8 protein-coding genes and 2 pseudogenes are annotated in these 8,590 nt (G+C 62.1%); 3 read left to right on the forward strand and 7 right to left on the reverse strand.

Annotated features, from left to right (window positions below):
- Nucleotides 1-50 precede the first annotated feature (50 nt).
- Nucleotides 51-398: pseudogene (locus ACODTB_RS25675) on the forward strand (DDE-type integrase/transposase/recombinase); the annotation flags it as partial.
- A gap of 63 nt (nucleotides 399-461) precedes the next feature.
- Nucleotides 462-731, forward strand: a pseudogene (locus tag ACODTB_RS25680) (transposase); the annotation flags it as partial.
- Nucleotides 732-996: 265 nt separating this feature from the next.
- Here the strand turns inward: ACODTB_RS25680 and ACODTB_RS25685 are convergent.
- The 7 genes from ACODTB_RS25685 to ACODTB_RS25715 form a co-directional block, all read right to left on the reverse strand.
- The gene (locus ACODTB_RS25685) at nucleotides 997-2,166 is read right to left on the reverse strand and encodes an AlbA family DNA-binding domain-containing protein (RefSeq protein ID WP_013521169.1); all 1,170 of its coding nucleotides are present in this window, start codon (nucleotides 2,164-2,166) and stop codon (nucleotides 997-999) included.
- 128 nt (nucleotides 2,167-2,294) lie between these two features.
- Complete coding sequence (locus ACODTB_RS25690; protein WP_013521170.1) at nucleotides 2,295-2,999, reverse strand: glutathione binding-like protein; 705 nt, start codon at nucleotides 2,997-2,999, stop codon at nucleotides 2,295-2,297.
- Nucleotides 2,996-3,610: a TetR/AcrR family transcriptional regulator gene (locus ACODTB_RS25695; RefSeq protein ID WP_013521171.1), complete on the reverse strand. Its 615-nt coding sequence runs from the start codon at nucleotides 3,608-3,610 to the stop codon at nucleotides 2,996-2,998. The genes ACODTB_RS25690 and ACODTB_RS25695 overlap by 4 nt, the downstream gene beginning before the upstream one ends.
- Nucleotides 3,611-3,673: 63 nt before the next feature.
- Nucleotides 3,674-4,468 (reverse strand): SDR family NAD(P)-dependent oxidoreductase, encoded by a 795-nt coding sequence (locus ACODTB_RS25700; protein WP_013521172.1) that lies wholly within the window; start codon nucleotides 4,466-4,468, stop codon nucleotides 3,674-3,676.
- A gap of 1 nt (nucleotide 4,469) precedes the next feature.
- Entirely contained in the window at nucleotides 4,470-5,186 is a 717-nt protein-coding gene (locus ACODTB_RS25705) for a glutathione S-transferase family protein (RefSeq protein WP_013521173.1), read from the reverse strand.
- A complete protein-coding gene (locus ACODTB_RS25710) occupies nucleotides 5,183-6,172 on the reverse strand; it encodes a DMT family transporter (RefSeq protein WP_013521174.1) in 990 nt (329 codons plus the stop codon). The genes ACODTB_RS25705 and ACODTB_RS25710 overlap by 4 nt, the downstream gene beginning before the upstream one ends.
- A complete protein-coding gene (locus ACODTB_RS25715) occupies nucleotides 6,169-6,831 on the reverse strand; it encodes a peroxiredoxin-like family protein (protein ID WP_013521175.1) in 663 nt (220 codons plus the stop codon). The genes ACODTB_RS25710 and ACODTB_RS25715 overlap by 4 nt, the downstream gene beginning before the upstream one ends.
- A gap of 248 nt (nucleotides 6,832-7,079) precedes the next feature.
- On the opposite strand from ACODTB_RS25715, the gene istA reads away from it, so the two are divergent.
- Nucleotides 7,080-8,570: an IS21 family transposase gene (gene istA, locus ACODTB_RS25720; protein ID WP_488929875.1), complete on the forward strand. Its 1,491-nt coding sequence runs from the start codon at nucleotides 7,080-7,082 to the stop codon at nucleotides 8,568-8,570.
- Nucleotides 8,571-8,590: the final 20 nt, after the last annotated feature.

The raw sequence follows: 8,590 nt of genomic DNA on the forward strand, positions 1-8,590 counted from the left end.
CCAGTGCTAGCTTTGCGTACCGTCACTTATTGCACTGAAAACGAGGAGACCCCAACCAGCTTTGGGTTGCAGACTTTACCTATGTATCGACATGGCAAGGTCAGATGTTTGCGGCCTTTGTGATTGATGTCTATGCCCGCCGGATTGTGGGTTGGCGAGTCAGCAGCCACATGCGCACTGACTTTGTTGTGGATGCATTGGAGCAAGCTCTCTACGCACGGCATCCTTCAAGCGATGAAAAGCTGATTCATCACTCCGACAGGGGGAGTCAGTACGTGTCCATTCGCTACACAGAGCGCTTGGAGGAAGCTGGCCTGATGCCTTCGGTGGGCAGCACCGGCGACTCCTATGACAACGCCCTGGCTGAAACTATCAACGGCTTGTACAAAACGGAGGTCTGGACCGGCCAGCCTTTCGTAGACACCTAGGAGCCATAATTCATGGCAACGACAGAGGTGTTTATGAGCAACAGGCAGTACACGGATGAGTTCAAGGCCGAAGCGGTCAAGCAGGTAACCGAACGTGGCTTCCGGGTGGCCGATGTGGCCCAGCGGCTCGGGGTCTCCACCCACAGCCTGTACGAGTGGCTGCGCAAGGCGAAGAGCGCTGCCAATGCCGACGGCGCGGAGGCGGCACTGCTGCCGACGGCGAAGGACTCGGCGGAGGTCCGGCGACTGAAGGCCGAGATCAAGCGTCTGACCGAGGAGCGCGACATCCTAAAAAATGTCCGCTGTCAAGGACTTTCGATTTGCATCGGACGGACGCAAACCCATATCTGACGCGGGTTTAGAGGGTATTCGGGTTCCGGGTAGCTACGGACCGCATCCATGTCAGGAGTTGCATGGGAGCCTGGGGATTGTGCTTCCCGGCGACCTGAGGCGCGCGCCAGCGCATAGACGCTGAGTGCGCGCACGGTCACCGTACCGCTGGAGCGAGCACGCCTCTGGCAGCCGTGGCCCGCAGCCGCCCAAGGGCAAACGGCGGCGCACACAGTACTCAGCGATCGAACTGCAGGAAACTCTCGACGTTCGCATTCAGCTCTTTCACAAGAGTCTGAGCATCATCGACGATGCGCTGTAGTGAAGCGCCGCCATCCATGTAGACCCTCATGGACACCAGTTGGAGCAGGCTAAGACCGATTCGGCGCAGATCGGCCAGCGTGCTTTCCGGCACAACAGACAGCCTGAAATAGGTCCAAGTGGCGATTTGCTGGCCGATGCCATAGGTTTCCTGCTGGGCTTTCTCGACACGCCCATCGAAGATCTCTTTGTTGGCACGGTCCCACATTTGGGTCAACTTGCGGGCAAGTTTGGCAATCGCCTCCAGGACTTTTCGCTGTGTCTCATCGCTGACCTCGATAGGATCGACCAGATCGCGCATCAACTCCGCAGCAGCGAAGCCTGCGGAGTTGCACACGTCGTTGAAGTTTTCCCCTTCGCCGAGGTAGTGCCGGAACTGTGCGACTTCATCGAGCTTCTCAGCTGTGGCTTCCAACCGTTCATTGACGTGGCTCTCAATGGCCCAGTCGGAGACGGACAGGTCGCGCAGCTTTGACGCATAGACCTCCGCATCTGCCGACCAATCTTCAATCCAGGGTTTCAGGCTTCGCATCTCGGAGTCCGTATCGCTCCAGCGTCGCACGTTGGCGAGCACGTCGGCCAGCGCAGACAGCTCCGGATGATTCTTGGGTCCTTCTGCGGCCTCCCCGGGCATGGAAGCTGTCAAGGCAGCGCGAACCTCTGAGGCCGTCGCCGGTCGGTAGACCGTGCCGTGCCGGATGTACGCGCGCGAATCCACGTAGTACAGAGGCTCTGAACCCTTCTCGACAGTGATGACGAGAACGCCGAGCCCATTTGCCGATGTCCAGCCGATCTGCGGGCGGACGGGGGGATCGATGATCTGGCAAACGCCCACGATCCTTCTGCCGAGATCATCTCGAACCGCTGGGTCATGTGCATTTTCGACTCCTGGAATCGAGCCGTCGTCTGCCACTCCAAGAAGGAGTCGGCCCCCGCTGCTGGAAGCGAAAGCCGCGATTTCCTTGGCAAGATCCCGCACCTGCTTTGGCAGCTCTCGCTTGAATTCCACAGTCTCGCTCTCACCGCCCTGAGCAAGCCGAGGAATATCTTCAGATAGCTGGGCGTCCGCCCACGGTTCGATGGTCATAGCGATATCATGCCCGCGCCTCGAAAGATCTCCACGAATTCCCGAGCTCCCTGCAGCAGCTGGCGCACGCCCACGTCGCGTGATTGCTTTGACTTTGAGTAATCGCTGGTGTGTGCACCATAAACGTATCAGCGCGCCTGCGGGCCTGCGGCAGTTTGACCGAACAGAAGCTTCTTGCCCTCCTCCGTCACCGCAGGACGCGATGCGAAAGGCTCGCCGCGCGCATAGGCCCTGATCGTCGCGGGACGATTGCGAATCGCATCAAACCACCGCCGCAGACTGGGGAACTCGTCGAGTTCCTGCTGCTGGCGCTTCCACGGCACCACCCAGGGGTAGGTCGCCATGTCCGCGATCGAATAGGTTTCACCTGCGAGATATTCCTGCACGGCCAGGCGTCGGTCGAGCACACCGTACAGGCGATTGGTCTCGTTGACGTAGCGCGTGATGGCATAGGGGATCTTCTCGGGCGCATAGATGCCAAAGTGATGGTTCTGACCGGCCATGGGGCCGAGTCCACCGACCTGCCAGAAGAGCCATTCCAGCACCGCCTTGCGCTCACGCAGGTCGGTCGGCATGAAGCGACCCGTTTTCTCCGCAAGATAGACCAGGATGGCGCCCGATTCAAAGACGGTCACGGGCTCCCCGCCGTCGACCGGCTGCATGTCGATGATCGCAGGCATCCGGTTGTTCGGCGAGAACGCGAGGAACTCAGGCTTGAACTGGTCGCCCGCACTGATGTCGACAGGATGAATGCGGTATTCGAGGCCAGCCTCCTCCAGAAACATCGTGACCTTGTGGCCATTGGGCGTGGGCCAATAGTAGAGGTCGATCATTTGCGACTCCGTCGTTGAGATGTGCCGGCGCCATCGAGCAGCGCCAATGCGGGCCGGACAAGCCCACGCAGCAATTCCGGTTCTGGCCGCGATCGCGCGAGGACGCGCAGCCCCATTAGCAAGCCGAGCAGCATCCGGGCGAGATCATCGGCCGGCAACGTGATGTTGATCGCGCCGGCATCTTGGCCGGCCTTGACGCAACGGTAGAAGAAGGCCTCCATGTCGCGCAAGACAGCGGCCAGTGCAGCCTGAAACTCCGCGTCGTGAGGTGCCAGCTCCAGTGCCGAGTTCACGATCAGGCATCCCTTGCGCTGGTCGTCGGCCAGCGACAATTCGATGATCTCATCGAAGAACGCACCGATGGCCGCACGAGGTGCCAACTGGGACTCGAAGCGCCGGACCCGATCGCAAAAGCCTCGCTCGACATAGTGTTCGAGCGCCTGCCGGTACAGCGTGCGTTTGTCGCCAAACGTGTTGTACAGACTGGGGCCGGCGATACCCATCGCGTCGGCCAGGTCCCGCACCGAGGTGGCTTCGTAGCCCCTCGACCAGAAGCATTGAATCGCGGCATCGAGGGCCACTGCTTCGTCAAACTCTCTGGGGCGCGCCATGATCGTTCCTGGATCGGTTCGTGGTTGGCTTCGTGAGTGGATGCGGTGCTTGATGCCGCGTCGTCACAATGCGCTGTGGTCCTTGACCGCCTCTTCCAGCGCGCTCTTGAGCGTCAGGAATCTCGCATCGACCGCTACCGGATCGTTACGGTTGAGCGCAATCATCTGGGCTCTCGCCTCCCCGCCCCGGATGACCTCGAAAGCGTTCGCCTCGATCCCGGCGACGATGGCATCGGCCACCGCAGAAGCAGGCTCGCGCGAAAACCCCAGTTCGGGACCAGCGCGATTCGACTTCATCATCGGCGTGTCCGTGCCTCCAGGATAGGCCGTCAACACATGAATGCCTTCGCCCTTGAGCTCGCGCCTGAGCGCCTCGCCAAAGCGAGCCAGACCTGCTTTCACCGCGGCATACGTTGCATAGAAGGGTGCGCCGACCAGGGCAATGCCGGAGGCGACATTCACCACCATGGCATCTCCGCTGGCCCGCAGAGCGGGGAGCGCCGCGCGGGTCAACAAGACTGGCGCGAGCAAGTCGACGATCACCATCTGCTCGATATCGGCTTCCGTGGTGTTCTCCAGCCGGCCAGCCCGCACGCCGCCGGCGTTGTTGACGAGGATGTCGAGTCCGCCCAGCGTCTGTATCGCCTGGTCCAGCGTGGCCGCGCGTCCCTCGGGACTTCCCACGTCAGCGCAGACGCCCGTCGCCGAGTCAAGGCTGCGCAGTGCATCGTCCAGGACGCTTCTGCGCCTTCCGGTGATGACCACCCTGGCGCCTCGCGCGATCAGCGCATGGGCCAGCGCGAGGCCGATCCCGCTCGATCCGCCCGTGACGAGGACCCGCTTGTTCTTCAGTTCCATTTCAAACTCCTTGCGCCGATGCAGGGGGATAGTTCGACGGGAAGAGCGCACGCTTGGTCTCCTCGTCGTTGATCGCCTTGAACGCATGGCTCTTGGCGAGCGCCCGGGCGCGAGCGACCGCCGGACGCGCATCCACGCCTGCGAACCACCGCTTCAGTTCGGGAAAGGGCCCCAGAGGATCCTCGGCGCCCTTGCGCACGCGGGAAGCGCGATCGAGCCAGCCCCAGGCGGAGATGTCGGCGATCGTGAAACCGCTGCCGACGATGAACTCGCGTCCGGACAGGTGATCGTTGAGAACCTGATAGTGCCGCTCCGCCTCGCGGCGGTAACGATTGGCCGCGTAGTCCAAGCCCTCGGGCGCGGCGAACTGGAAGTGCACCGCCTGCCCGGAGAACGGCCCCAATCCCGAGGCGATGAAGAGCAGCCAGGACAGCAACTCCGGCCGATCCTCGGACGTGCCCAGAAGCTGGCCGGTCTTTTCCGCCAGATAGATCAGGATGGCGGTCGAGTCGAAGACCCTGACTTCGTTGCCGCCCGGCCCCTCGGTATCGACGATGGCCGGTACCTTGCCGTTCGGATTGATCGCACGAAAGGCGGGCGCATGCTGCTCGCCCTTGCTTGTGTCGACCGGCAAGGCTTCGTAGGCCAGACCGGTCTCCTCCAGAAAGAGCGCGATCTTTGCGGGGTTGGGGGTCGGATGAAAGTAGAACCGGATCATGGTGTATGCCTCGTGGTTGCGGAAATCGATGGCTTCGCTGCTTTACGGGCAGGACGTGCTGCCAAGAGCACGCCGCCAACAACGACGGCAAGTGCAACGCACTCTCCACCAGACGGCAGCTCTCCAAGTACGGGAATGGCGGCCAGCGAAGCAACGACCGGAATCAGGGCGATGATGGCTGTGGCCGCAGATGGGCCCAGAAGCGCGACAGAGCGATTGAAGGAAACGATCGCAACGCCGCTCATCAGGACGCCCTGATAGACGGCCTGCAAGCCGATCTCGCTGGGTGAGGCCATGGCGAGGCGACTGAGCCCGCCAAAAATATAGATCGGCAGGAAGAGGATGGCCGACCAGAAGCAGATCAGGGCTGCGGCCTGCACAGGTGTCAGGGCGCTGCGCCGAAAAAGCAGCGTGTAGACGGCCCACATGGCAGCGGCAGTCATCAGGGCGATGAGGCCCATCGGGTTCATGCCACCGTGAGCGGAAACACCGCCTGCAACCATGAACACCAGTCCGATGATGATGGCGAGGTAGCCACACCAGCGCGCGCGGCCCTGTTTCTCTTTCAGGAAAATCCACGCGAAGGCGCCGGCGAATACCGGCATCAGGGTCGGCGCTATCGCTGCCGCGCGGCCGGCCGACGTGAGCTGCAGGCCGAGCGCGACCGCCAGGACGAAGGGCAACCCCCAAAGGCAGGCATAGACCAGCCCCTCACGCCATTCCTTGGCTGATAGGCGTCTCTTTCCCCGCAACAGCACTGGAAGAAGAATGACGGCACCGATGCCGAACCGCAGCGCGGTCACATCCCACAGGCGAAGTTCGCGCGTGACACTGAAGCGCGTCACGACGAACCAGCCCGCAAAGATCGTGACGCTGAGCCCGGCCCAGCAGAATCCGCGCAAGACGTTCCGGGATGATCTCTGAGGCCACGACGCGGCAGCCGGTCCGACTACCGCTTCTTGCACCAAGTCGACGGCCTGCGTCACGTAACCGCCTGCTCTTGCAGCGCCGCAAGAAGTCGCTGCGGGGCCAATCGCTGCCGGTAATCGACCTCGATGAAAGCCAGCGAGATCCTCTGGTTCGGCGTGATCACATAGGTGGCGGGAACGGGCAGCTCCCAACTGGCGTCCCCATTTATGCTCGGCAGCGCCTTGTTGCTGGAACTCAAGGCATCGCGCAGTTCCTGCGGCAATGGATAGACCAGCCCGAATTGGCGAGCCACGTCATTGCCCAGATCGCTCAGGACGTTAAACGTCAACGCCTCGCGCTCCGCGGTTGACAGTGATGCGTCCGGAAGCTGAGGTGAGATGGCCAGCATGCTTGCGCCAAAGGATGCCAACTCGGGCAGCAAGGCCTGGTAGGACCGCAGTTGGAGGTTGCAGTACGGACACCAGCCACCTCGATAGAAGGTCACCACCACAGGACCTTGCTTGAGAGCAGCGGACAGCGACACCGTGCCGCCTTGGGCGTCCGGCAACGAAAAGTCGGGGGCCCTGTCTCCCTCCTTCAGCGCAGCGTGCCTCGCAAAGGTCGATCGCAGTTCCTCGATCCTGGACTCATAGAGCGCGACCCGGCCGGCTGGAGCGGTGCGGGCGAACTCCTTTCGCAATTCTTGCAGTTGTCGATCAAGATCAATAACGGCCACTTGGATCTCCCTTCGAGCAAGGCAGTCGCGGCGGGGATCGCAGCGGACTCCCGTTATTTTATATCAGTCGATAAAAAATGGCTTGTGTCAAGCGTTTTGCCTGAATGCAGGTCGCATCAGAAGCCTATACAGGTCAACGGTGTTGATTTCCACGCAGAAGTGACCCACTAACCCCCAGGATTTCCATCTAAATCTGACCCACGTACTAACCCTAACCTGCTGCTTTGTTGAGCAGCAGGAGACCAGGAGTGATAGACGTGGCAACACTGAGTGTCATCAGGCGCTGGGCCCTGCGAGAGCAGCTGTCCATCCGAGAGATCGCCCGCCGCACGGGCCTCTCGCGCAACACCATCCGCAAGTACCTGCGCGCAGGCGAGGCCGAGCCGCACTATGCCAAGCGGGTCAGCCCTTCCAAGCTCGATCCCTTCGCATCGAAGCTCTTGGGATGGCTCAAGACGGAAGCTGGCCGATCCCGCAAGCAGCGGCGTACCGTCAAGCAGATATACGCCGATCTGCAGGCGCTGGGCTATACCGGCTCCTACAACCGGGTCGCGGCCTTTGTCCGCCTCTGGCAAGAACAACGCCTGGTGGCCCAGCAGACCACCGGCCGCGGCACCTTTGTGCCTTTGGCCTTCGGCCCCGGCGAGGCGTTCCAATTCGATTGGAGCGAGGACTGGGCAGTGCTCGCAGGTGTGCGCACCAAGCTGCAGGTGGCTCACTTCAAACTCAGTCACAGCAGGGCGTTCTACCTGCGTGCCTATCTTCTGCAGACGCACGAGATGCTGTTCGATGCCCACAACCATGCGTTCGTCGTGCTGGGCGGTGTGCCCCGCCGAGGCATCTACGACAACATGCGCACCGCTGTAGACCGGGTGCGCCGTGGCAAGGAGCGCGACGTCAATGCGCGCTTTGCGGCCATGGTGAGTCACTTCCTGTTCGAGGCCGAGTTCTGCAACCCGGCCTCGGGCTGGGAGAAGGGCCAGGTGGAGAAGAACGTGCGCGATGCCCGCCATCGCCTGTGGCAGGTGGTGCCGCCATTCCCAAGCCTGCCCGATCTCAATGCCTGGCTTGAGGAGCGCTGCGTGGCGCTGTGGCACGAGATCGAGCATGGCAAGCTGGCTGGCACCGTCGCGGACGTCTGGGTCGAGGAGCGGGCAGCCTTGATGCCTGTGCCCCGGCCCTTCGATGGCTTTGTGGAGCACACCAAGCGCGTCTCACCCACCTGCTTGGTCCACTTCGAGCGCAATCGCTACAGCGTGCCAGCGCCGTATGCCAACCGGCCTGTGAGCCTGCGGGTCTACGCGGACCGCCTGGTGGTCGCTGCCGAAGGCCAGATCATCTGTGAACACCAGCGCCTGATCGAGCGCAACCACCATGGCGCTGGGCAGACCGTCTATGACTGGCGCCACTACCTGGCGGTGCTGCAGCGCAAGCCCGGGGCATTGCGCAATGGCGCTCCCTTCCAGGAACTGCCAGTGGCCTTCAAACGGCTGCAGACCGCCCTCTTGATGCAGCCAGGCGGCGACAGAGAGATGGTGGAGGTGCTGGCACTGGTGCTGCATCACGACGAGCAGGCCGTGCTCGCCGCAGTGGAACTGGCCCTGGAGTCTGGGGCTGCCAGCAAGACCCATATCCTGAACGTGCTGCACCGGCTGCTGGACGGCAAGCCCGCTCCAGCACCGGTCACCTCCCCCCAGGCCCTCAAGCTGGGGTCTCCTCGTTTTCAGTGCAATAAGTGACGGTACGAAAAGCTAGCACT

The sequence above is a fragment of the Hydrogenophaga sp. FG152 genome, assembly GCF_057809615.1.

What these genes read in the sequence shown, in the direction of transcription:
- ACODTB_RS25685 (WP_013521169.1), bottom strand. Translation starts at nt 2,166, where the DNA reads ATGACCATCGAACCGTGGGCGGACGCCCAGCTATCTGAAGATATTCCT.
- ACODTB_RS25690 (WP_013521170.1), bottom strand. Translation starts at nt 2,999, where the DNA reads ATGATCGACCTCTACTATTGGCCCACGCCCAATGGCCACAAGGTCACG.
- ACODTB_RS25695 (WP_013521171.1), bottom strand. Translation starts at nt 3,610, where the DNA reads ATGGCGCGCCCCAGAGAGTTTGACGAAGCAGTGGCCCTCGATGCCGCG.
- ACODTB_RS25700 (WP_013521172.1), bottom strand. Translation starts at nt 4,468, where the DNA reads ATGGAACTGAAGAACAAGCGGGTCCTCGTCACGGGCGGATCGAGCGGG.
- ACODTB_RS25705 (WP_013521173.1), bottom strand. Translation starts at nt 5,186, where the DNA reads ATGATCCGGTTCTACTTTCATCCGACCCCCAACCCCGCAAAGATCGCG.